This is a genomic window from Acidovorax sp. LjRoot204 (genome assembly GCF_056175785.1).
The window spans coordinates 15943-38864 of record NZ_JBGFFF010000021.1 but is presented as its reverse complement, the minus strand read 5'-3'; the positions used below and the strand labels follow the sequence as shown (position 1 = coordinate 38864).

21 protein-coding genes are annotated in these 22922 nt (G+C 67.6%); 15 read left to right on the top strand and 6 right to left on the bottom strand.

Going from position 1 to position 22922, the window contains the following annotated elements:
* The first annotated feature begins 45 nt into the window (after positions 1-45).
* From AC04MI_RS06580 to AC04MI_RS06565, 4 genes are all read left to right on the top strand, one after another.
* Complete coding sequence (locus AC04MI_RS06580; protein WP_436076688.1) at positions 46-2109, top strand: methyl-accepting chemotaxis protein; 2064 nt, start codon at positions 46-48, stop codon at positions 2107-2109.
* A gap of 99 nt (positions 2110-2208) precedes the next feature.
* The gene (locus AC04MI_RS06575) at positions 2209-3435 is read left to right on the top strand and encodes a GGDEF domain-containing protein (protein WP_436076689.1); all 1227 of its coding nucleotides are present in this window, start codon (positions 2209-2211) and stop codon (positions 3433-3435) included.
* Positions 3436-3505: 70 nt separating this feature from the next.
* The gene (locus AC04MI_RS06570) at positions 3506-4987 is read left to right on the top strand and encodes a M20 family metallopeptidase (protein WP_436076690.1); all 1482 of its coding nucleotides are present in this window, start codon (positions 3506-3508) and stop codon (positions 4985-4987) included.
* A 154-nt stretch (positions 4988-5141) separates the two neighbouring features.
* Complete coding sequence (locus tag AC04MI_RS06565; RefSeq protein WP_436076691.1) at positions 5142-6020, top strand: alpha/beta hydrolase; 879 nt, start codon at positions 5142-5144, stop codon at positions 6018-6020.
* 64 nt (positions 6021-6084) lie between these two features.
* On the opposite strand, the gene AC04MI_RS06560 is transcribed toward AC04MI_RS06565, so the two are convergent.
* From AC04MI_RS06560 to AC04MI_RS06545, 4 genes are all read right to left on the bottom strand, one after another.
* Positions 6085-6471, bottom strand: a complete 387-nt coding sequence (locus tag AC04MI_RS06560; protein WP_436076692.1) for a hypothetical protein — start codon at positions 6469-6471, stop codon at positions 6085-6087.
* Positions 6472-6545: 74 nt separating this feature from the next.
* A complete protein-coding gene (locus tag AC04MI_RS06555; RefSeq protein WP_436076693.1) occupies positions 6546-6980 on the bottom strand; it encodes a DUF2628 domain-containing protein in 435 nt (144 codons plus the stop codon).
* Positions 6981-7196: 216 nt separating this feature from the next.
* Positions 7197-7679 (bottom strand): YidB family protein, encoded by a 483-nt coding sequence (locus AC04MI_RS06550; RefSeq protein WP_116748405.1) that lies wholly within the window; start codon positions 7677-7679, stop codon positions 7197-7199.
* Between the two features lie 130 nt (positions 7680-7809).
* Positions 7810-9180 carry a M20/M25/M40 family metallo-hydrolase gene (locus tag AC04MI_RS06545; RefSeq protein WP_108497671.1) on the bottom strand — a complete coding sequence of 457 codons (1371 nt, stop codon included), beginning with the start codon at positions 9178-9180 and terminating at the stop codon, positions 7810-7812.
* Positions 9181-9338: 158 nt separating this feature from the next.
* Here AC04MI_RS06545 and AC04MI_RS06540 point away from each other — a divergent pair, with 158 nt between their 5' ends.
* Positions 9339-10265 (top strand): LysR family transcriptional regulator, encoded by a 927-nt coding sequence (locus AC04MI_RS06540; protein WP_436076694.1) that lies wholly within the window; start codon positions 9339-9341, stop codon positions 10263-10265.
* On the opposite strand, the gene AC04MI_RS06535 is transcribed toward AC04MI_RS06540, so the two are convergent.
* Positions 10251-11435 (bottom strand): MFS transporter, encoded by a 1185-nt coding sequence (locus tag AC04MI_RS06535; RefSeq protein WP_436076695.1) that lies wholly within the window; start codon positions 11433-11435, stop codon positions 10251-10253. The genes AC04MI_RS06540 and AC04MI_RS06535 overlap by 15 nt on opposite strands.
* Before the next feature lie 241 nt (positions 11436-11676).
* Here AC04MI_RS06535 and ubiU point away from each other — a divergent pair, with 241 nt between their 5' ends.
* From ubiU to AC04MI_RS06490, 9 genes are all read left to right on the top strand, one after another.
* Positions 11677-12729 (top strand): ubiquinone anaerobic biosynthesis protein UbiU, encoded by a 1053-nt coding sequence (gene ubiU / locus AC04MI_RS06530; RefSeq protein WP_436076696.1) that lies wholly within the window; start codon positions 11677-11679, stop codon positions 12727-12729.
* Positions 12730-12767: 38 nt separating this feature from the next.
* Positions 12768-13730, top strand: a complete 963-nt coding sequence (locus AC04MI_RS06525; RefSeq protein ID WP_436076697.1) for a U32 family peptidase — start codon at positions 12768-12770, stop codon at positions 13728-13730.
* Positions 13731-13747: 17 nt separating this feature from the next.
* On the top strand, positions 13748-14368 hold the full coding sequence (gene trhA, locus AC04MI_RS06520; protein WP_436076698.1) for a PAQR family membrane homeostasis protein TrhA: 621 nt from the start codon (positions 13748-13750) through the stop codon (positions 14366-14368).
* 15 nt (positions 14369-14383) lie between these two features.
* Entirely contained in the window at positions 14384-14905 is a 522-nt protein-coding gene (gene ubiT, locus AC04MI_RS06515) for a ubiquinone anaerobic biosynthesis accessory factor UbiT (protein WP_121941436.1), read from the top strand.
* A 2-nt stretch (positions 14906-14907) separates the two neighbouring features.
* Positions 14908-15321 (top strand): putative zinc-binding protein, encoded by a 414-nt coding sequence (locus AC04MI_RS06510; RefSeq protein ID WP_436076699.1) that lies wholly within the window; start codon positions 14908-14910, stop codon positions 15319-15321.
* Positions 15314-15910, top strand: a complete 597-nt coding sequence (locus tag AC04MI_RS06505; protein ID WP_436076700.1) for a UbiX family flavin prenyltransferase — start codon at positions 15314-15316, stop codon at positions 15908-15910. Before AC04MI_RS06510 ends, AC04MI_RS06505 begins: the two co-directional genes overlap by 8 nt.
* Before the next feature lie 66 nt (positions 15911-15976).
* Positions 15977-17464: a 4-hydroxy-3-polyprenylbenzoate decarboxylase gene (ubiD, locus tag AC04MI_RS06500; protein WP_436076701.1), complete on the top strand. Its 1488-nt coding sequence runs from the start codon at positions 15977-15979 to the stop codon at positions 17462-17464.
* Positions 17465-17628: 164 nt separating this feature from the next.
* The gene (locus AC04MI_RS06495; protein ID WP_436076702.1) at positions 17629-19263 is read left to right on the top strand and encodes a long-chain-fatty-acid--CoA ligase; all 1635 of its coding nucleotides are present in this window, start codon (positions 17629-17631) and stop codon (positions 19261-19263) included.
* A gap of 51 nt (positions 19264-19314) precedes the next feature.
* A complete protein-coding gene (locus tag AC04MI_RS06490; RefSeq protein ID WP_082564848.1) occupies positions 19315-20574 on the top strand; it encodes a branched-chain amino acid ABC transporter substrate-binding protein in 1260 nt (419 codons plus the stop codon).
* Positions 20575-20616: 42 nt separating this feature from the next.
* On the opposite strand, the gene AC04MI_RS06485 is transcribed toward AC04MI_RS06490, so the two are convergent.
* Positions 20617-21378, bottom strand: coding sequence for an SOS response-associated peptidase (locus AC04MI_RS06485; RefSeq protein ID WP_436076703.1), 762 nt, complete (start codon positions 21376-21378; stop codon positions 20617-20619).
* A gap of 208 nt (positions 21379-21586) precedes the next feature.
* Between AC04MI_RS06485 and AC04MI_RS06480 the strand changes: the two genes are divergently transcribed.
* Positions 21587-22885 carry an acyl-CoA dehydrogenase family protein gene (locus AC04MI_RS06480; protein ID WP_436076704.1) on the top strand — a complete coding sequence of 433 codons (1299 nt, stop codon included), beginning with the start codon at positions 21587-21589 and terminating at the stop codon, positions 22883-22885.
* Positions 22886-22922 lie beyond the last annotated feature (37 nt).

Genomic DNA, 22922 nt, shown 5'->3' with positions numbered 1-22922 from the left:
GCGGCCCAGCCGGCTTTTCGCATTCCATTCCAGGAGACACCCCGCATGCCCGCATCCCTTGCCAACAACCGATCCGTCGCGCGCCAGGTCACGTTGACCGCCATTGCGCTGGTGGCCTTGGTGCTGGTGCTGGTGGGGCTGGCGATTGCCGTACTGACCGAGCGCAGCACCCGTGCCCAGGTGGTGGCCAGCGTGGGCGACACGGCGCAGAGCGTGGCGCAGTCGCTGGACGCGGCCGACAACACCAACCGCGAGCTGGTGCAGCTGACCATGAAGGGCTTTCAGCGCTACTTCGAGGCCACCATGCAGCTCGACGAAGCCTCGGGCGAGCTGCGCAGCTACGGCGCGCTGGTCAACGAGGACTATGGCTCGGTCGACAAATTCGCCAGCGAGACGGGCGGCATTGCCACCGTGTTCGCCAAGAAGGGCGACGATTTCATCCGCATCACCACCTCGGTCAAGAACGACAAGGGCGAGCGCCAGATGGGCACGCCGCTTGGCCGCACCGACCCGGCCTACGCCACGGTGTCCACGGGCGAGCCTTTTACTGGCGTCACGGTGGTGAACGGCAAGCCCTTCATGGGCCACTACCTGCCCGCCAAGGACGCCTCGGGCAAGGTCATTGCGCTGCTGTTCATCGGCAATGACATCAGCGTGTTCCACGCCATGCTGCAAAAACAGGTGGCGCAGACGAAGTTCTTCGAACACGGCGGCACCTATGTGATCAACCCTGGCACCTCGCTGGACCAGGCCGTATTTGTGTACCACCCCACAGCGCGCGGCAAGCGCGTGCTGGAGGTCTACCCGCAGGCGCGCCCCTTCTTTGAAGCGCTGGCCGCATCGCAGGACGGCTTTGTGCGCGAGGCCGCGGACGTGCTGGGCACCGGCGCCGAGAACCCCTGGGCCCTGGTGCGCAAGACCGGTGGCGGCTGGTGGGTGGTGGCCGAAGTGGCCGACGGCGAGGCCATGGCCAGCCAGCGGCGCGTCACGCTGGCAGTCTGGGGCCTGATGGCCGTGGCCGTGGTGCTGCTGGCCATCGGCCTGTTTGTCATGCTGCGCCGGGGCGTGAGCCGCCCGCTGCAGGACCTGACCCAGGCCATCACGCTGGTCGCGCAGGGCGACCTGACCGAGGCCTTCCACACCACGCGGCGCGACGAGATCGGCGCGCTGGTGCAGGAGGTGGAGGGCATGCGCCAGCGCTATACGCAGATGCTGCAGCAGGTGCGCAATGCCGTGGACAGCATCACCACCGCCAGCGCCGAGATTGCCAGCGGCAACCAGGACCTGTCGGCCCGCACCGAGGCCACGGCCAGCAGCCTGGCGCAGACCGCACAAAGCATGGAGCACCTGACCTCCACTGTGCGCCAGTCGGCCGACGCCGCGCGCCAGGCCAACCAGCTGGCCAGCACCGCCGCCGAAGTGGCTGCGCGCGGCGGCCAGGTGGTGGGCGAGGTGGTCACCACCATGGGCGACATCAACCAGAGCTCGCGCAAGATCGCCGACATCATCGGCGTGATCGATTCGATCGCGTTCCAGACCAACATCCTCGCGCTCAACGCTGCGGTGGAAGCCGCCCGCGCGGGTGAACAGGGCCGGGGTTTTGCCGTGGTGGCCAGCGAAGTGCGCAACCTGGCCGGGCGCAGCGCCGAGGCGGCGCGCGAGATCAAGGCGCTGATTGGTGCGTCGGTGGAGCGGGTGGAATCGGGCGCGCGCCTGGTGCAGAACGCGGGCAGCACCATGGACGAGATCGTGGGTTCGGTCAAACGGGTGGGCGACATCATTGGCGAGATCACCGCAGCCTCGACCGAACAGTCCGACGGCATCGGCCAGGTCAACACCGCCGTCAACCAGCTCGACCAGATGACGCAGCAGAACGCCGCGCTGGTGGAGCAATCGGCCGCCGCTGCGCAAAGCCTGCGCGAGCAGGCCACGCGGCTGGCCGGGGCGGTACAGGTGTTCAAACTCTCGCGGGGCGACGGCACGGCGACCCACGGTGGCCTGGGTTACTCGGCGCGCGAGGCCCTGGCTGCGCCCATGGCGCAGACCGGCGACGGCGAGGGACAGCACGCGCCCGGCAGCGGAGCCCGGGCGCCCGCCCAGCTGCAATAGGGCGCACGAACGGTGGGGGTGGTCATCCGGCGGTTTGCGGTCTGTGGCCCTTGGTTTATGCTGGTCTGATTCCTTTCACTCCCCCGCCCACCTGCATCCATGGCCGCCCACGTCCCCACCATGCTGGCAATGATCATTGCCAGCTCCCTCATGATGGCGGCCTCCATGGCCGTGGTGGGCTGGGGCCGGCGGCGCGATGGCCTGGGCCGCTGGGCGGCGGCCCTGCTGGTCAACGCCATCGGCCACCTGCTGATCATGCTGCGCGGCCTGATTCCCGATGTGTTGTCCATCGTGGTCGGCAACCTGATGTTGTCCAGTGTGTTCGTGGGCATGATCGCAGCGGTCTATCAGTTCCAGGGGCGCCCCGTGCGCTGGCCCCTGCTGCTGGCACCACCGCTGCTGGTGCTGGTTTTTGTCTCGGTGTTCATCGACAACTTTCCGGCGCGGGTGAGTTTTGTCGGGCTGGTCATCGGGCTGCAAGCCGTGTGGGCGCTGCTGGCAGCGCTGTCGCACCGGCATGCCACCGTGGGGCGCGGGCAATGGCTGCTGGTGGCGGGCCTGTTGCTGGAGGCCGTGGTGCTGGGGGGCCGTGCATTGGTAGCCATCAGCACGCATACCGAGGCCACGAACATCCTGCAAAGCAGTGCGCTGCAAACGCTGACCTTTCTGGCCACCTTCTCGGTGGTGCTCGTCAGCTCGGTGGGTTTTGTGTTCATGTCGCGCGACCGGGCCGACGAAAACAACCGCGTGCTGGCCGCGCTGGACCCGCTCACCGGCGTGGCCAACCGCCGCTCGCTGATCGCCGCGCTGGACCGCGACGTGGCCCGTGCCCAGCGCATGCGCGAGCCCATGGCGCTGATGATGGTGGACATCGACCACTTCAAGGACGTGAACGACCAGTACGGCCATCCGGCGGGGGACCGCGTGTTGTGCAGCGTGGTCAATGTGCTGCGCCAGCGCGTGCGTGCGCAGGACCTGGTGGGCCGCTACGGGGGCGAGGAGTTCATGGTGCTGCTGCCCGACACCGGCCTCACGGGCGCCGAGCAACTGGCGCGCGAGCTGTGCAAGGCGGTCGAGGAGTCCCGCTGCCCCGCCGATGGCGTACCCGGCCCCGGCATTGCGGTCACGGTGAGCATTGGCGTGTTTGGCGGGCGGCTGGAGTCGGGCGACAGCTGGGACATGCTGATTGCTGCCGCCGACCGCGCGCTGTACCAGGCCAAGAACAACGGCCGCAACCGCGTCGAGGTGGCCACGGGCTTGCGCCGCCCCAGCGCCCAGCTGGCGGCCCAGGCCAATCCCGAGACCATGCCCGAGTCTCTGTATTGATCGATGGCGCCCGGCGGGGGGTTGTGTTGGAATGGCGGATTGATCACCTTCCGCCTTCAGGAGCCCCACCATGAACGCCCGCGTGCCCTCCCAAGTCCTTCAGCCTGAGCTTGCCCTGCAGCGTGTCAGCCAGGCCTGGGACAGCGACATTGTTCGCCAGCTCACCGACTACATCGCCATCCCTGCCAAGTCCCCCACGTTCGCGGCCGACTGGGCCGAGTTGGGCTTGCTTGACGCCGTGGTGCGCAACGCCGCCGCCTGGGTGGAGTCGCAAAAGGTAGAGGGCCTGACGCTCGAAATCGTGCGCCTGGAAGACCGCACCCCGGTGCTGTTCTTCGAGATCGCCGCCACCCAGCCCGGCGCCACCGACACCGTGCTCATGTACGGCCACCTGGACAAGCAGCCCGAGTTCTCCGGCTGGCGCAGCGACCTGGGTCCCTGGACGCCCAAGTACGAAGACGGCAAGCTCTACGGCCGGGGCGGCGCCGACGACGGCTATGCGGTGTACGCCAGCATCGCTGCGGTGCAGGAACTCAAGCGCCAGAACGTGCCCCATCCGCGCATCGTGGGCCTCATTGAAACCTGCGAGGAAAGCGGCTCGCGCGACCTGCTGCCCTACATCGATGCATTGAAGCCCCGCATGGGCAGCGTGGCGCTGGTCGTGTGCCTGGACTCGGGCGCCGGCAACTACGACCAGCTGTGGCTCACCACCAGCCTGCGCGGCATGGCCAGCGGCACGCTCAAGGTCGAGATCCTCACCGAGGGCATCCACTCGGGCGACGCCTCGGGCCTGGTGCCCTCGTCCTTCCGCATCATGCGGCAGGTGCTCGACCGGCTGGAAGACAGCGCCACCGGCCGCCTGCTGCCCCAGAGCTTCCATTGCGAAGTGCCCGCCGACCGGCTGGCCCAGGCCCGCGCCACGGCGGCCATCCTGGGCGAAGAGGTGTACCGCCGCTTCCCCTGGGCGCACTACGACTGCGGCGGCTCCACCACGTTTGCACTGCCCACCACCACCGACCCGGTGCAGGCATTGCTCAAGCGCACCTGGGAGCCCACGCTCAGCGTCACCGGTGCCGAGGGCTTCCCGGCGCTGCAGGACGCGGGCAACGTGCTGCGGCCCTACACCGCCTTCAAGCTCAGCCTGCGCCTGCCCCCGCTGGTGGACGCCGCGCAAGCCGTGCAGGACCTGAAGGCGCTGCTGGAAGACAACGCGCCCTACCAGGCCAAGGTCACCTTCCAGAGCGGCGGCGGTGCCACGGGCTGGAATGCCCCGGCCACCACACCCTGGTTCGAGCAGGCGCTCAACGAAGCCTCGCAGGCGCACTTTGGCGCACCCTGCGGCTACATCGGCCAGGGCGGCACCATCCCGCTCATGAACATGCTCAGCGAAGGCTTCCCCACCGCGCAGATGATGGTGTGCGGCGTGCTGGGCCCCAAGAGCAACGCGCACGGCCCCAACGAGTTTTTGCACGTGCCCTATGCCAAGCGCCTCACCGCCTCCGTGGCGCATGTGATGGCCGCCATGGCCAAAAGCTCGGGTACAACCCCCTGAGTCGCTGCGCGCCTTCCCCTTCTCTCGAAATCGCTGCGCGACTTCGGGAAGGGGGACGATGCCCTCACTGCGGGGCGGCCCTTACTCGGCATCCCCGGTATTGCGCCCCGCCTGATCCGCGTTCTGTTCCCTAGTCCGTGCCAGCCCTTTCACCATGACCCTCAACGACGAAGAACTTGCGCCCTCCACCCTGACCACCTTCACCGCCAGCGACGGCGAGAACCTGGCCGTGCAGGACTGGCCCTTGCCGCAGGGCGAGCCCTGCCGGGGGACGGTGTTGCTGGTGCACGGCCTGGGCGAGCATGTGGGCCGCTACGACGCGCTGGCCCGCCGCCTCAACGACTGGGGATTTGCGGTGCGGGGCTATGACCAATACGGCCATGGCGAATCGGCCGGGCCGCGCGGCGGGCTCACGTCGGACATGCGCCTGCTGGACGATCTGGCGGACCTGGTGGACGCCATCCGCGCCCGCATGCCGGCAGGGCAACCCCTGGTGCTACTGGGCCACAGCATGGGCGGCTTGGTGGCCTCGCGGTTTGTGTCCCTGCACCTGCGGCCGGTGGATGCACTGGTGCTGTCCTCCCCCGCACTCGATGCCGGCCTGGGCGCCGTGCAAAAACTGCTGCTTGCCACGCTGCCGCGCATCGCGCCCAACCTGCGCGTGGGCAATGGGCTGGACGCACAGTACCTTTCGCATGACAGCGCCGTGGTGGCGGCCTACCTGGCCGATCCGCTGTGCCACGACCGCATCAGTGCCCGCCTGGCCCGCTTCATTGCCGAGGGTGGCCCCGCCACCGTGGCCCGCGCTGCGCACTGGAGTGTGCCCACGCTGCTGATGTGGGCGGGCAGCGACAAGCTGGTCAACCCCGCAGGCAGCCGTGCCTTTGCGGCCGGTGCACCCCAGGCCGTGGTGCAGTCGCACTGCTTTGAACCCCTGTTCCATGAGCTGTTCAACGAAAGCCCCGAGCTGGCGAAGCCGGTGTTCGACCTGCTGCGGCAGTGGCTGGTGCGGCGCTGTCCCGTGGTGGCCTAGGCGTACGGGCCATTTTTTGGATAAAAAGGCCTTCAAGCGCTAGTGCATCATGCGTTAGTAGCTATCATTTTTGACATGATGGAGATAGCGCCGGTAGTACGGACCGGCGCAACCGCCTGTGGTGGACGACAGTGCCATAGACGCCCAGCGCGTACACCACCAGCAGCACCGCGGCCATCAGCAGGCCGCCGCTGGTACAGGTGTCCAGGCTGTCCAGAAAATCACTCCAGCCGGGTTCGTCCCGCATCTCCAGGTCATTCCACACCCACAGCACCTTGGCGGCGGTGAAGTACACGAACATGAGCACGGCGGCGATGCGGCTGCGGCGGTAGATGCCCCACGCCAGCACCCCGCAGATACCTACGTCCAGCCACATCCACGGGGTGAACGTCACCCCGTTGGAACCCAGTGCGGCACCGGTCGTGTTGGCTGCGGTGAGTGCAAACGTCACCAGGGCAGCCCCCCAGGCCCAGCGAATGCAGTGTTGTGCGGCGCGGCTGGGGGTTGTGGGTTGGGGGCCGGGTGTCACAGCCAGCCGTTGTCGCCCAGCATGACCTTCTTGTAGTAGTCGCGGTTGGCCATCATGGCAAACAGGGCGACCCATGCGCCGGTGTAGTGCACCCGGCTCAGCAGGTGCCCAAAGCCCGCCACCGTCACCAGCGTTTCCAGCAGCAGGATGCCCGCAATGCCCAGCCCCCAGTACGCCAAGCCCTTTTTCCACATGCCCTTGGCGATGTAATAAAACGGGCCGAACAGGCCCGCCAGCAGGTTGAAGGTGCACGCCGTGCGCTCAAAGAAGCTCAGGTCCTTGAGCTTGGTGAGCTTGAGTCCCCCCGCCCGTTCTATCAGTGCAAAGCGTTTTTGCCAGACTTTGGGCAAGTCGGTGGGCACCGCCGTGGGGGTGCCACTGGCTGCGGCCGATGCCGCTTGGGGCGTTGCAAATGGAGTGCCTTCGTTCATGCTGAAAATTCCCTCGGTCGTGTGTTGTTGTGTGTGCCGCAATGCTTGCCAATGGGCTCGCCTTGCACGGCGCCCGCGATGCTAGGGGCACACCCGTGGGAATTTTTGTGAGCAGTCCTCTGAGTTGTTTGCAGCGGTAACGCGCTGGCCCCGCCGAGGGCGCAGGGTGGTGATGAAAATAGCTGCCAGTGCTTTCAAATCAAGTGCTGGCAGCTATCACTTTTGAAGCAATCCGCCCAGCATCCCCAGTAGATCGTTAGCATTGCCAAACCCGCCATGGGGCGCCTGGCCCTGGGGGCTCAGGTGGTCGACCAGGCCCGGCAACACCTGGGCCAGCTGCCCGGCGGCTGCACCGGGGGCCACACCCAGTTGCGCGGCCATCTGCGACAGGGGGCCGCTGCCCAACACCTGCGACAGCTGCTCACCCGAGATCGCCTGGTTGGGCCCAGCGCTCAGCCACGACGCAATCACGTTGCCCAGCCCGGCTTGCTGGAACTTGGCCATCAGCCCCGGCAGGCCGCCCACCGGGCCATCGTTGCTGATCAGGGACATCACGGCCTGCACCAGCTGCGGGTTTTGTGCGGCCAGGCTGATCAGCCCTCCCAGGCCACCACCGGCCCCACCCGCCGCAGCGGCGCCACTGCCGCCTTGCGACGCGTTGTTGATGACGGCACCCAGAACGGAATCGAGCAAACCCATGGTGTTCTCCTGTAGAGGAATGAAGGGCAGCAGTGCGCCAGCCCGGACGGAACCATCCATGGTACGCACCTCGGCGGCGCCTTCGTGTCAACAATCGTGAACGGGGTGACGCCGCTGGGGTGCCGCGCCACTACTTGGTGCGGGGGGGGCGCTTGTCGAGCAGCGGCGCACTCACACCTTGTACCCCCACCAGCCCCAGCACCGTGACCAACGATGTCTGCGCGCCCTTCCAGGCATCCGTCAGGTCGATCCACTCCGACAGTGCGTGGAAGCCGCCCGTCTTGCCGCCGCCCCCGATCACGATGGCGGGGATGCCCAGCGCCATGGGCACGTTGGCATCGGTGCTGGCACCGGCCAGCACCGTCTTGCGACCAAAGGCCGTGTTGGCGCGCACGGCGGCCTCGACGATCAACGCGTCGGCGGCGGTGCGGCCACCGGGCCGGTCGCCGATGAGCTTGGTCGATGCGCTCAGCGTGTTCACGCCCCAGCGTGCGTTCTCTTCGGTCACGGCGCTGTCCACGGCGGCCAGCACCTGCTTTTCAGTGGCCAGCAGCGGGGCCATCTCGTCGGAGCGGATGTCCACCGCCATGCGCGCATCCGGCGCGATGGTGTTGACGGACGTGCCGCCGCCCACGGTGCCCACGGTGAAGGTGGTCTTGGGGCTCTTGGGGGTGCGGATCTCGGCGATCTTGGCAATGGCGCGGCCCATGCCGTGGATGGCGCTGGGCACCTCGCCGAACGCGGCGTAGCTGTGGCCGCCCGGGCCCTTGAAGGTCACCTCGTGGCGGTGGCTGCCCGTGCCCAGCACCAGCACCGTGCCATCGGGCGCTGGCTCCAGCGCCACCATGCCGTCGATGTCGAGGTGTTCCTTGAACAGGTGCTTCATGCCGCGCAGGTTGCCCAGCTCTTCCTCGCCCACATTGCCCACAAACACCAGGTCGCCCACGGTGGCGATCTTCTGGTCGTTCAGCACCTTGAGCCACGACAGCAGCACGGCCAGTCCGCGCGTGTTGTCGGAGATGCCGGGCGCATACAGCTTGCCGTCGCGCTCCTTCACCTTCACGTCGGTGCCGGAGGGGAACACGGTGTCCAGGTGGGCCGAGATGACCAGCTTGGGCCCGTTGCCCGTGCCCTTGCGCACGCCCACCACATTGCCTTCGGCATCGATGGCGGCATTGGTCAGGCCGAGGGCCTGGAGCCGGGCCAGGAAGGCTTCGGCACGCTTTTGTTCCTTGAACGGCGGCGCCTCGATCTCGGTGAGCATGCGCAGGTCTTCGGTGGCGCGGTCGTGGTCGGCCTTCACGGCGTCGAGCAGCTGCAGGATCTGGGGTGCGGCCATCAGCTGGCCGTAGGCCTTGTCCACGGCGGGACGCAGCGTGGTGGGCGTGGGCGCCACGGCGCCGAACTGTGCATAGGCTGCAGAGGGCAGCAAGGCGGCGCAGGCGAGGGCCATGGCACCCGCAAGGGCTGTGGCACGGAAGGTATGGAGAGGGAGAGTCATGGTGATCCAGCGAAACACGAACACAAACGGAAGGAGCGACCGGCCTGTCCAGCCATCGTGGATGGAGCCGCGGGCCGGCATGCAGTGCCATGCAATTGTTGGACCGAACCCGGCCCCTGGGGTCTGCTTTAATCTGCCGAGCCGACAGTTTTTCTTACATGCGCAAACACATCCCCAGCACCCGTGCCCTGCTTGTTTTTGATGCTGTGGCGCGCCACCACGGCGTGAGCAAGGCCGCCGAAGAACTCTGCCTCACCCACAGCGCCGTGAGCCAGCAGCTGCGCCTGCTGGAGGGCCAGCTGGGCCTGCAGCTGGTGCAGCGCGGCGCACGCGGCTCCACCCTCACCGACGTGGGCCGCCACTACCACGCGCAGATTGTGGGCGACCTGCTGCGGCTGCAGAACCACACCCTCGAAGCCATGGCCCAGCGGCCCGATGGCGCGCGTCTGCTGGTGGGCTGCGTGCCGGTGTTTGCCGAGCGCTGGCTGCTGCCCCGTCTGCCGGCCTTCCTTGCACAGCACAAAGGCTGCAGCCTGCACCTGCAGGTGTACCCCACGCAGATCTACATGGCGGAGATACCGTTCGACGTGGCCGTGCAATATGACGACGCGGCCTGGCCCGGTGTGGTGCCAGCGCCCCTGATGCCCGAGGTCTGCGTGGCCGTGTGTGCACCGCAGTCGCGCCACCGGCGTGCGACAGAGCGCGGCGACTTCCGGGCCGTGCCGCTGTTGCAGCTCAGCTCCCGCCTGGGGGCGTGGGACGACTGGCTGGGCCGCGCGGGCATCACGCGCGTGCCGGCCCACACCCTGGGCGGCCACCGCTTTGATCTGTTCTCGATGCTGGTGGAGGCGGTGCGCGCCGATCTGGGTATTGGCCTGGTGCCCCGGTATTTTGTGGAGCGCGAACTGCAATCGGGCGAGCTGGTGCTGGCCCACCCGCACCACGACAGCGGTGCGCGGGGCTACAGCCTCTTTGTGGCGCCGGGGCGCCTGGAAGACCCTGCGGTGGCGGCCTTTGCACAGTGGCTGCGCACCACGGCGCAGGCCGAAGGTGCTGTGGCAGACCGGTCTTCAGGCACCGCTTGAAACACGCTGGCGTTGTAGGCCCAGCCAGGCCAGCGCCAGCCCCGTCACCACAATGGGCACCAGCGATCCGGCATTCAGCAGCGTCCAGCCCTGTGTGGTGACCAGCACGCCCGACGAGAACGCGCTCAGCGCCAGCGTGGCGTACACGCAGAAGTTGATGGCCGCCTGGGCGCGGTCTTTTTCCTCGGGGCGGTAGGCCGTCATGGCCAGCGTGGTGGAGCCGGTGAACAGGAAGTTCCAGCCCACGCCCAGGAAGAACAGCGCAATGCCAAAGTGGTGCAGCTCCACGCCCATCAGCGCCACCGCAACACACGCCAGGTTGAGCAACACCCCCGTGCCCATGATGGGCAGCACACCAAACCGCTTGATGAGGTGGCCAGTGACAAAGCCGGGAGCGAACATGCCAATCACATGCCACTCCAGCACCAGTGCCGAGGCATCAAAGTCAAAGCCACACACCTGCATGGCCAGCGGCGTGGCCGCCATCAGCAGGTTCATCACCCCATAGCCCAACGCGGCACCCACAATGGCCACGATGAAGGCAGGCTGGCGCATCAGCACCTTGAGCGGGCGCCCTTGCTCGCGCTGCCCCGCCGCATTGAGCACCACGGACTGCGTCTCGAAGCGGATCGCCGCCATGCACAGCATGGACAACAGTGCCACGCCGATGAGCGCGATGTACGCGCCCGCAAACGGCACCGGGAACAGCGTGCGCGTGGCGCTGGCCAGGTTGGGGCCCGCCACGGCGCCCAGCAGGCCACCAGCCAGCACCAGCGACACCGCCTTCTCGCGGTAGTCCGGCGCCGCCAGCTCGGCGGCCGCAAAGCGGTACAGCCCGCCATTGGCGCTGTAGTAGCCCGCCACCACCGTGGCCGTGCACAGCAGCCAGAAGCTGGCGCTGAACGCGGCCCAGGCACACAGCGCAGCCGACACGACGGCCACGGCCAGCCCGATCTGGAACGACACCTTGCGGCCCCAGCGCATCTGCGTCCTGGCCACCAGGGGCGTGGACAGCGCACCGCCCACCACGTAGCCCATCACCGGCAGCGTGGCCATCCAGCCAAAGGGCGCCAGCTGCAGGCCCACCAGGCCGTTGATGGCGATGAAGACGACGTTGTTGGTGAGGAAAAGGCCTTGGCACAGGGCCAGCAACCATAGGTTCTTGTTCACAGCAGAGGGCGCCTTTTTGGCGTCTTTATGAAATGGATGTCGCACGCAGGGCACTGGACGCAAGTCAAGGCCGGTGGGCAGTGTGGAACGCCGGGAGGGCTGGAGCACATCAAAACCCGACTGCTTTGCTCCGGCATTGTGCACTGCCGTTGATGAAGATCAGCGGATGCGCGGAGAGCCCCCCGTATGGTGGCGCCCAGTGCTGTGGCTCCCCACCGGGGCCAGCGTTTGAATGCTTGTGATGGATCCCTTGAAATCGACGGCCACCGCCTTGCCCGGGGCGGCTGGCCCTGGCATGGAACTGGTTTGCCCCGCCGGCAGCCTGCCCGCCCTGAAGGCCGCTGTGGATCACGGCGCCAACTGTGTCTACCTGGGCTTGCGCGACGCCACCAACGCGCGCAACTTTGCGGGCCTCAACTTCGACGAGGCGGCCATTGCCCAGGGCATTGGCCATGCGCATGCGCGCGGCTGCAAGGTCTTCATGGCGCTCAACACCTACCCGCAGGCGGCCAACCCCGGGCCGTGGCGCAGCGCACTGGACAAGGCGGTGGACCTGGGCGTGGACGCCGTCATCCTGGCCGACCCCGGCCTCATGCACTACGCGGTGCAGCACCATCCCCGGCTGCGCCTGCACCTATCGGTGCAGGGCTCGGCTACCAACTACGAGGCCATCAACTTCTACCGCGAGCAGTTCGGCATCGTGCGCGCCGTGCTCCCGCGTGTGCTGTCGATGGAGCAGGTACGCCAGGTCATCGACCGCACGCCGGTCGAGATCGAGGTGTTCGGTTTTGGCAGTCTGTGCGTAATGGTCGAGGGGCGCTGTGCGCTGTCGTCGTACGCGACGGGCGAATCGCCCAACACGCACGGCGTGTGTTCACCGCCGAAGGCCGTGCGCTGGGTGGAGACCCCGCAGGGCCGCGAGTCGCGCCTGAACGGCGTGCTCATCGACCGCTATGCGCCCGGCGAGAACGCGGGCTACCCCACGCTGTGCAAAGGCCGCTTCGACGTGGGGGATGACGAGAACTACTACGCCATCGAAGAGCCCACCAGCCTCAACACGCTGGAGCTGCTGCCCCAGCTGCTCAAGATGGGTGTGCGCGCGATCAAGATCGAAGGCCGGCAGCGCAGCCCCGCGTATGTGGCGCAGGTCACCCAGGTCTGGCGCGAGGCCATGGACCAGTGCCTGGCCTACCCGCACCGCTATGCGCCCAAGACGCGCTGGATGGCCAGCCTGGACCAGGTGGCAGAAGGCCAGCAGCACACGCTGGGCGCTTACCACCGCCCCTGGAAGTAGTGTTTCTCCACAATGACAAAACCCCCGGAGACCGCCCCATGAAACTCTCTCTCGGCCCGCTGCTGTACTACTGGCCCCGCGACACCGTGTTCGCGTTCTACGAGGCCATGGCCGCCACGCCCGTGGACGTGGTGTACCTGGGCGAGACGGTGTGCTCGCGCCGCCATGAGCTGCGCCTGACCGACTGGCTGGCGCTGGCGCACATGCTGCGGGACGCGGGCAAGGAGGCGGTCTTGTCCAGCCAGGTGCTCATCGAGTCCAGCGCCGACGTGGGCGTGATGCACAAGATCACAGGCAACGGCGAATTTCTGGTCGAGGCCAATGACATGGGCGCCGTGAGCTGTCTTGCGCGTGCACCCGCCGGGCCGCAGGCCTTTGTGGCCGGGCCGCACCTGAACCTGTACAACGCGCCCTCGTTGCAATGGATGGCGCAACGGGGCGCCACGCGCTGGGTGATGCCGCTGGAGATGTCGCAGGACGCGCTCGCTGCCGTGCTGGCGCAGCGGCCCGCAGGCATCGAGACCGAGGTGTTTGCCTACGGCCGCATGCCCCTGGCCTATTCGGCGCGCTGCTTCACCGCCCGCCACCGCAACCTGCCCAAGGACGACTGCCAGTTCAGCTGCCTGCAACACGCCGACGGCCTGCCGCTGCGCACGCGCGAGGGCGAGGGTTTTCTGGTGCTCAACGGCACACAAACGCAATCGGCGCGCGTCTACAACCTGGCCAACGAACTGGCGACGATGCAGGCCCTGGGCGTGGACATGGTGCGGCTGAGCCCGCAGGCGCAGCACATGGCGCAGGTGATCGCCGCGTTTGACGAAGCCCGCCGTGCCGCAGCCGCCAAAGCCACTGCTGAAAACGCGCCCGACTTTGTGGAGCGCATGCAACCCTTCATGCCCGATCTGCCCTGCAACGGCTACTGGTTCGGGCGCCCGGGGCTGGAGCAGGGGATGCACGGCGCGGCGGGCGGTGCAGCCGCTCAGCCCTCCATGCACCCGTAACCACAAGGCAGATCACCATGTACCCCGGAGAACGTTTTAACAGCATCAGCCACCTGGTGGGTGCCCTGCTCGCCACGGCAGGCACGGCCGTGCTCATCACCCTCGCGGCACGCCTGGGCGACCCGTGGAAGGTGGTGGCGTTCAGCATCTACGGCTCCATGCTGGTGGCGCTGTACGCGGCCTCCACCGCGTACCACAGCGTGCGCCGGCGCACCATCAAGGCCGTGCTGCAAAAGCTGGACCACTGCAGCATCTACCTGCTGATTGCGGGCAGCTACACGCCGTTTGCGCTGGTGTCGCTGCGCGGCGCCTGGGGTTGGTCGCTGCTGGGCGTGGTGTGGGGGCTGGCCCTGCTGGGCATTGCGCAAGAGATCTTGTGGGCGCGTGGTGCACGCGTGCTGTCGCTGGTCATCTATGTGCTCATGGGCTGGCTGGCGCTGGTGGCCGTGGTGCCGCTGTGGCAGGCGCTCACGCCAGCCGGGTTTGCCTGGCTGCTGGCGGGCGGGGCCTGCTACACGCTGGGCATCGTCTTCTATGCGCTGGACGACCGCGTGCGCCACGGCCACGGGCTGTGGCACCTGTTTGTGCTGGGCGGCAGCGTCTGCCACTTTTTCACCGTGTTTTTCTACGTGGCCTGAGTGCCCTTCTGTCTCATGGCGGCTTCTCCCCTTCCTTTCCCCCTGGTCGTTCCTGCGCCCGTGGGCGCTGTGCTGGCGCGCCTGCCCGCCTACCCCGGCTCGCAGCTGCTGGTAACCGCGCTCAACCTGGCGCTGGCGCGGCACCTGCCTGCGGACGTGGGCCAGGTGCTGCTGCACAAGAAGATGCGGGTGCAGGTGCGCGATGCGCGCGTGGCGTTCGACTTTGCCTGGACGGGCCAGCGCTTCGCCCCCCATGCACCGCTGGTGCCGCCGCAGGTGGCCGATGTCACGCTGAGCGCTACGGCCCATGATTTTTTGCTGCTGGCCCAGCGCCAGCAAGACCCTGACACGCTGTTCTTCAGTCGCCGCCTGTCGATGGAGGGCGACACCGAGCTGGGCCTGGTGGTGAAGAACGCGCTCGATGCGATCGAGCTGCCCGTGCTGGACCCGCGCCAGTGGGTCCACAAGCTGGCGCCGCGCCAGGTGCTGGGCCACCTGCGCCGCCGCCTGGACCCCACTCCACGCAACGGAGAGTGAGCATGACCACCGACACCCATCCCCAGAACCACCCCTTGGTCTATTCCTGCTCCGGCTGCTCCAGCGCCGCGCAGCTGGCCAACCACGTGGCGCTGCAGCTCGACCGGCGCGGCGTGGCCGAGATGTCGTGCATCGCGGGGGTGGGCGGCGACGTGCCGCACCTGATGAAGACCGTGCGCTCGGGCCGGCCCATCATCGCGCTCGACGGCTGTCCGCTGGTCTGCGTCAAAAGCACGCTGGCGCGCCACGGCATCGTGGCCGACCGGCATTACCAGCTGCAGCAATACGGTGTGAAAAAGCGCACGCACGAAGACTTTGACCCCGTGCAGGCCACGCTGGTGCTGGAGCAGGTGGAGGCCGACCAGCAGGCCCAGCCCTTGCAGCGCCCCACTGTGGTGGAGGCCTCCCATGGCTGAGCCCACCACCTTGCGCCGCATCACCGTGGGCATCTCCGGCGCCAGCGGCGCCGTGTATGGTGCGCGCCTGCTGCAGGTGCTGCAGGGCCAGAGTGGCATCGAGACCCACCTGGTCGTTTCCGACGCCGGCTGGCGCAACCTGCAGCACGAGCTGGACATGGACTGTCCCGCCGTCGAGGCCCTGGCCCACCGCGTGCACGACGTGGCCAACGTGGGCGCGGCCATCGCCAGCGGTTCGTTCCAGTGCCATGCCATGGTGGTCGCGCCCTGCTCCATGCGCACGCTGGCTGCCATAGCGCATGGGCTGGCCGACAACCTGCTCACGCGCGCGGCCGACGTGGCCCTCAAGGAGCGCCGCCGCCTGGTGCTGATGGTGCGCGAGTCGCCCCTGCACCTCACGCACCTGCGCAACATGGTGGCCGTGACCGAGATGGGCGGCATCATCTGCCCGCCGCTGCCCGCCTTCTACCTGCGCCCGCAGACCGTGGGCGAGGTGGTGGACTACAGCGTGGCGCGCGTGCTCGACCTCATGGATGTGCCGCACGCCCTGGCGCCCCGGTGGCAGGGCCTGGAGCTGGATGCTCCTTAATTTATAGCTGTTAGCGCAATCAATACCTGCACTACCGGCCGATTTCATTCAAATCCTGAACCTGACATGGCCTACAGCGACCTGCGCGACTTCATGGCCCAGCTCGAAGCCACGGGCGACCTGCGCCGCGTGGCGGAGCCCGTCTCGCCCCACCTGGAGATGACTGCGCTCAGCGACCGCGTGCTGCGCGCAGGCGGCCCGGCGCTGCTGTTCACCCAGCCCACGGGCCACCGCATGCCGGTGCTCACCAACCTGTTTGGCACCACAGACCGCGTGGCCCGCGCCATGGGCGTGGCCGACCTGCACGGCGTGCGCGCCCTGGGCGAACTGCTGGCCACCCTCAAGGAGCCCGAGGCGCCGAAAGGCTTCAAGGACATGCTGGGCATGGGCCAGCTGCTCAAGACCCTGTGGAACATGGCGCCGCACACCGTGGCGCGCGGCGCACCCTGCCAGCAGGAGGTGTGGGAGGGGCCGGACGTGGATCTGGCCCGCCTGCCCGTGCAGCACTGCTGGCCCGGCGACGTGGCCCCGCTCATCACCTGGGGTCTGACCATCACGCGTGGCCAGCGCAAGGCGCGGCAGAACCTGGGCATCTACCGCCAGCAGGTGCTCTCGCGCAACCAGGTCATCGTGCGCTGGCTGGCCCACCGGGGCGGGGCGCTGGACTTTGCCGACCACTGCGCCGCCCACCCCGGCCAGCCCTACCCCGTGGCCGTGGCGCTGGGGGCGGACCCGGCCACGCTGCTGGGGGCCGTCACGCCCGTGCCGGATTCTTTAAGCGAATACCAGTTCGCAGGTCTGCTGCGCGGCGCACGCACCGAAGTCACGCCCGCTCTGGGCATACCCCTGCAAGTGCCCGCCACCGCCGAGATCGTGCTCGAAGGCCACATCCAGCCCGATGCCCATCACCCGAGCGGCTGGCAGCATGCGCTGGAAGGTCCGTACGGCGACCACACCGGCTACTACAACGAATGCGCCGAGTTCCCCGTGCTCACCGTGGACCGCATCACCCTGCGCAAGGACGCGATCTACCACAGCACCTACACCGGCAAGCCGCCCGACGAGCCCGCCGTGCTGGGCCTGGCGATGAACGAGCTGTTCATCCCGCTGTTGCAAAAGCAGTTCCCCGAGATCGTGGACTTCTACCTGCCGCCGGAAGGCTGCAGCTACCGGATGGCGGTGGTCAGCATCCGCAAGGCCTACGCCGGCCACGCACGGCGCGTGATGATGGGCGTGTGGAGCCACTTGCGCCAGTTCATGTACACCAAGTTCATCGTGGTGGTGGATGCCGATGTGGACGTGCGCGATTGGAAAGACGTGATCTGGGCCATCACCACCCGCATGGACCCGGCGCGCGACACGCTGCTGGTGGAGCACACCCCCATCGACTACCTGGACTTCGCCTCGCCTGTCAGCGGCCTGGGCAGCAAGATGGGGATGGACGCCACCAACAAGTGGCCGGGGGAGACCCAGCGCGAATGGGGCCGCCCCATGGCCATGGACGCCGCCGTGCAGGCGCGCGTGGACGGGCTTTTCACAGCGCTGGGCCTGTGACCCGTCCGTGCACCACGGCGGTGCTGCGCTCTCCAGTCACGTAGAAGACAAGCACGCCCCGCGTTGTTTGCGACGATGCGCCAGCCCCGGCAAAGAGGGCTCTGCACCGGCATCCCACGGATGCCGCGATGCAGCACCGCGCACACCACAAGGAGACGACAGCAATGCAGCAGCCCGGCAGCATGATGGATCGGCCGTTACTGGTCTCGGCCATCCTCGAGCACGGTGAGAACCAGTACGGCGACCAGCAGATCGTCTCGCGCGACACCAATGGCAGCCTGCACCGCTACCGCTTTGCCGACCTGGCCCGGCGCGCCCGGCAGCTGGCCAACGCACTGCAGGCGCTGGGCCTGCGCCCTGGCAGCGTGGTGGGGTCACTGGCCTGGAACAACCACCGCCACCTGGAGGCGTACTACGCCGTGTCCGGCAGCGGCATGGTCATGCACACCTGCAACCCGCGCCTGCACCCCGAGCAGCTGGCCTACATCGTCAACCACGCCGACGACGAGGTGGTGCTGTTTGACACTACCTTCGCACCACTGGTGCGCGCCATTGCGGGGTCGTGCCCCCGCGTACGGCACTGGGTGGCGCTGTGTGATGCCGACACGCTGGGCAGCATCGACCTGCAAGGGGTGCCCGGGGTCGAGGCCTACGAGACCCTGGTGGCCGGCCAGCATGACCGCTTTGAGTGGCCCGAATGTGATGAAAAGACCGGCGCAGCGCTGTGCTACACATCGGGCACCACCGGCAACCCCAAGGGCGTGCTGTATTCGCACCGGGCGCTGGCGCTCAGCGCCCTGTCGGCCTGCATGCCGGGGGTACTCAGCATCAGCGCGCGGGAGACCATCCTGCCCGTGGTGCCCATGTTCCACATCAACGCCTGGTGCCTGCCCTATGCGGCCCTGATTGGGGGGGCCAAGCTGGTGCTGCCCGGCCCACGCCTGGACGCCGCCAGCCTGTACGAGCTGATGGAGACCGAGCGCGTTACCGTCAGCGCGGGCGTGCCCACCATCTGGATGGGCCTCATCCAGCATGTGGAGCAGCACGGGCTGCGCTTTACCACCATGCGGCGCACGGGCGTGGGGGGATCTGCCATGCCCAAGGCGCTGATCGCCAAGTTCAACGACGTGTACGACGTGGAGGTGCGCCACGGCTGGGGCATGACCGAGACCACGGCCATTGCCACCATGAGCGTGCTGGGCGCTGCCGATGCCGAACTGCCGCCCGAGGACCGCCACGCGCTGGTCGCCAAGCAGGGCAAGTCGGTGTTCGGCATCGAGCTCAAGCTGGTGGACGAAAACGGCGCCCGCCTGCCGCGCGACGGCGTGGCGCAGGGCGAGTTGATGGTGCGCGGCCAGTGGATCGTGGACCGATACCACAAGGCCGAGCGTTCGGCGCTGGCCGATGGCTGGTTCCCCACCGGCGACATCGCCACCATCAGCCCCCAGGGCGTGGTGCAGATTCGCGACCGCACCAAGGACGTGATCAAGTCGGGCGGCGAGTGGATCAGCTCCATCGACCTGGAGAACGCCGCCGTGGCGCATCCGGCGGTGGCCATGGCCGCTGTCATCGGCGTCAAGCACCCCCGATGGGACGAACGCCCGCTGCTCTTCATCGTGCGCAAGTCCGGCCAGTCACTCGACAAGGCGCAGATCCTGGACTTCCTCGCAGAGCGTGTTGCCAAGTGGTGGCTGCCCGACGAAGTGCTGTTTGTCGAAAGCCTGCCGCTGGGCGGCACCGGCAAGGTCCAGAAAAACGAGCTGCGGCAACGCCATGGCTCGGTGTTCGGCGGCGAGTGACATCGCCCCGCATTGACGCAGTTCCTACCCACCCACCCCACGGAGACACACATGAACATGGTTCCCAGGAAATGGCCTCATCAATGGCTCAAGGCCGGCGCATGCGCCGCAGCGCTGGTGATGGCTGCGCACGCCGGGGCTGCCGAGACGGTGAAGATCGGCTTCATCGACCTGCTGTCCGGCCCGTTTGCGCTCACCGGCCAAAGCTCGCTCAACCAGCTGCGTGAGGTGGTGGCCCAGGTCAACGCCAAGGCCGGGCCCAATGAGCCCAAGTTCGAGGTGATGGACTTTGACAACAAGGGCACGCCGCAGGAGAGCCTGAACGCCCTGAAGGCTGCCACCGACCGGGGCGTGCGCTACATCACCCAGGGCGGTGGCTCGGGCGTGGCGCTGGCGCTGGTGGATGCGCTGAACAAGCTCGCCGAGCGCGACCCCGAGCGCGCGACCGTGTACCTCAACTACGCCGCCATGGACCCGCAGCTTACCAACGAGCGCTGCAGCTTCTGGCACTTTCGCTTCTATCCGTCGAGCGAGATGAAGATGGAGGCGCTGACCACCTACCTGCAAGGCCGCAAGGACGTGAAGCGCGTGTACCTGCTCAACCAGGACTACACCCACGGCCGCCAGGTCTCCAAGGCTGCCAAGGAATACCTGGCGCGCAAGCGGCCTGACATTGAGGTTGTGGGCGATGACTTCATCCCCATCGCCCAGACGCGCGACTTCGCCTCGTACGTGGCCAAGATTGCCGCCACCAAGGCCGACACCGTCATCACCTCCAACTGGGGCAGCGACCTCACGCTGCTGTTCAAGTCCTCGCGCGACTATGGCCTGAACATCAACTACTTCACGCTCAATGCCAACAACCCCGGCACGCCCGCGCAGATTGGGCCCTGGGGCGAAGGCAAGGTCGGGGTCATCTGGAACTGGGTGCACAACGCCCCCACCCCCGAGCTGGAAAAGATCTACGTGGACTACAAGAAGAAGACCGGTGAAGACTTTGTGTTTGCCGCCCACTGGAACAGCGTGCACATGCTGCGCGAAGCAATGCGCAAGGCCCAGTCCACCGACGCCAAGAAGGTGGCCCTGGCCCTGGAAGGCATGACCTACAAGAGCCCCATGGGCGAGGTGCGCATGCGCAAGACCGACCACCAGCTTGAAGCCCCGCTGTACCTGGGCATCTGGGCCAAGCAGGGCAGCAAGGGCGTGAAGTACGACGCGGAAAAAACCGGCTACGGCTTCCGCTCCGAAGTGGCCTGGGACAACTACATCAGCGCCCAGCCGACGTCGTGCCAGATGAAGCGGCCGTCCTGAGCGGGCGCAGCCCAGGCCCCGTGCGGGTGGCGGCGACTGCCTTCAATCCAGCCACCCCTTGGGCACCTTGTCCGCCTTTTTTTCCACCGGGTTGGCCGTGAGCCACTGCGCCGCGTACTGGCGCATGAACTCCTTGGCCTTTTCCGGCCGGGCCGTGAGCCACGCGTCGTACGCGCCTTCGTTCAGGATGGCGGGCATGCTCTTCTCGCTGCCGGGCTGGCCGTAGCGGTGCAGCAGCGCGTGGTTGTTGGCGTTCACCGTGAGCAGGCAGTAGCTGACGATCACCTCGCCGTCAGCGCCCTGCCAGCGCGCCCACAGGCCTGCCACGCCCATCGGCTTGCCGTCCACGCGCGCGACGCGGGTGGGCACGGCCTTGCCGCTGCGCAGGTCGTCCTCATAAAACGCAGCCATGGGCACGATGCAGCGCTGGCCGTTCAGCCATGCGTCGCGAAACGCCGTGCCGGTGGAGGCGGTGTCGGACTTGGCGTTGACCAGCTTGGGTGCACGCAGCTTGGCGTCGGATGCCGACTTGACCCAGTGCGGCACCAGGCCCCATTGCGCAGGCACCAGTACCCGGTCGGGGGCGGCGTTGCTGGGGGTGTCTGATGCAGTTGTTGATGGAGCGGTCTCCTCGGCCGGGCTGGTGGGCCCTTGTGCCAGGGCGGCGGCCGTCGCGGCATACACGATAAACAAACCTGGCTTGCGGGGCCACAGGTGGCGTTCACCCAGCGCCGCAGGGGGCTCGACCGCAAACGCCTCGCGGTAGGTGTCGGCGTGTTGCAGGGTTTCGTAGTGGGTACTCATGGGGCCATGGTACCCGTGTGCAGGGGGGCGCTCAGCGAGATTTCAAGCAAAAGAGGCTGGTAGCGCTAGTGCAATATGCCTTGATAGCTATCAATAAAATAGCGCTGTGTTTGCCTCCCTAAGGGCGCTCCGGGCAGGCCGTGATGTGCGTCAAGCCCGTTGTCGCTTGCGTTGTGACGTGTGCTGGCGCTGTTTTCACAATGTCCGCATGGACTTCGCACTCTCCCCCCTGGCCCTTGAACTGCGTGATCGCCTGCTGGCTTTCATGGACCGCTATCTGCTGCCCTACAACGCCGCCTGGCACGCAGCCGTGGCGGCGGGCGACTACCCGCCGCCGTTTGTCGAAGACCTCAAGGCGCTGGCGCGCGAAGAAGGGCTGTGGAACCTTTTCTTGCCCACGCTGCGCGAGGACGAGCCGGGCACGCGCCTGTCCAACCTCGACTACGCACCACTGGCCGAGGCCATGGGCCGCCTGCCCTGGGCGGCCGAGGTGTTCAACTGCCAGGCGCCGGACACCGGCAACATCGAGCTGCTGCACCGCTTTGCCACACCCGCGCAGCGCGCCCGCTGGCTGGTGCCGTTGCTGGACTGCAAGATGCGTTCGGCCTTTGCGATGAGCGAGCCCGACGTGGCTTCGTCCGATCCCACGAACCTGCAGACCACGGTGCGGCGCGAGGGGGATGGCCTGGTGCTCAGCGGCCGCAAGTGGTTCATCACCGGCGCGGCACATCCGCACTGCCAACTGCTCATCGTGCTGTGCCGCAATGCGGATGCCGATGGTGCAGACAGCCATCACCGCCACAGCATGGTGCTGGTGCCCGTGGACACGCCGGGTGTGCAGATCGTGCGCAACATCCCCGTGCTGCACCACCATGCGCCCGAGGGGCATTGCGAGATCCTGCTGCAGGGCGTGCGTGTGCCTGCGGACCACCTGCTGGGCGACTGGGGGGCGGGGTTTGCGATGGCGCAGGCGCGCCTGGGCCCGGGCCGTGTGCACCACTGCATGCGCACCATCGGCCAGTGCGAGTTGGCGCTGCGCCTGGCCACCGAGCGCGCGCTGGAGCGCACGGCGTTTGGCAAGCCGCTGGCCGATCAGGCCAACGTGCAGGAGTGGCTGGCCGAGTCGCGCATCGAGATCGACCAGGCGCGCCTGCTGGTGCTGCACGCTGCGTGGATGCTGGACCAGGGCGAATCAGCCGATGCGGCGGACGCGCGCGCCGTGCGTGCCCAGGTCGCTGCCATCAAGGTGGTGGCTGCGCGCCTGCAGCAGCGGGTGGTGGACCGCGCCATGCAGATCTTTGGCGCCATGGGCCTGTCGCCCGACACGCCGCTGGCCGCCTTCTGGACCTGGGGCCGCGCGCTGCGGCTGATGGATGGGCCCGACGAGGTGCACCTGCGCACCGTGGCGCGCCACGAGCTGGCGCAGGCGCGTGCGGCCCTGGGGGCGTCGGCGGCCTACTTCACCACCCCCGAGCAGCTGCGCGCGCCGCCGCACCTGAGTGCTTGAGCCGTTCGGCGTCTTTCTGAGAGAGCGTGCCGTCGAT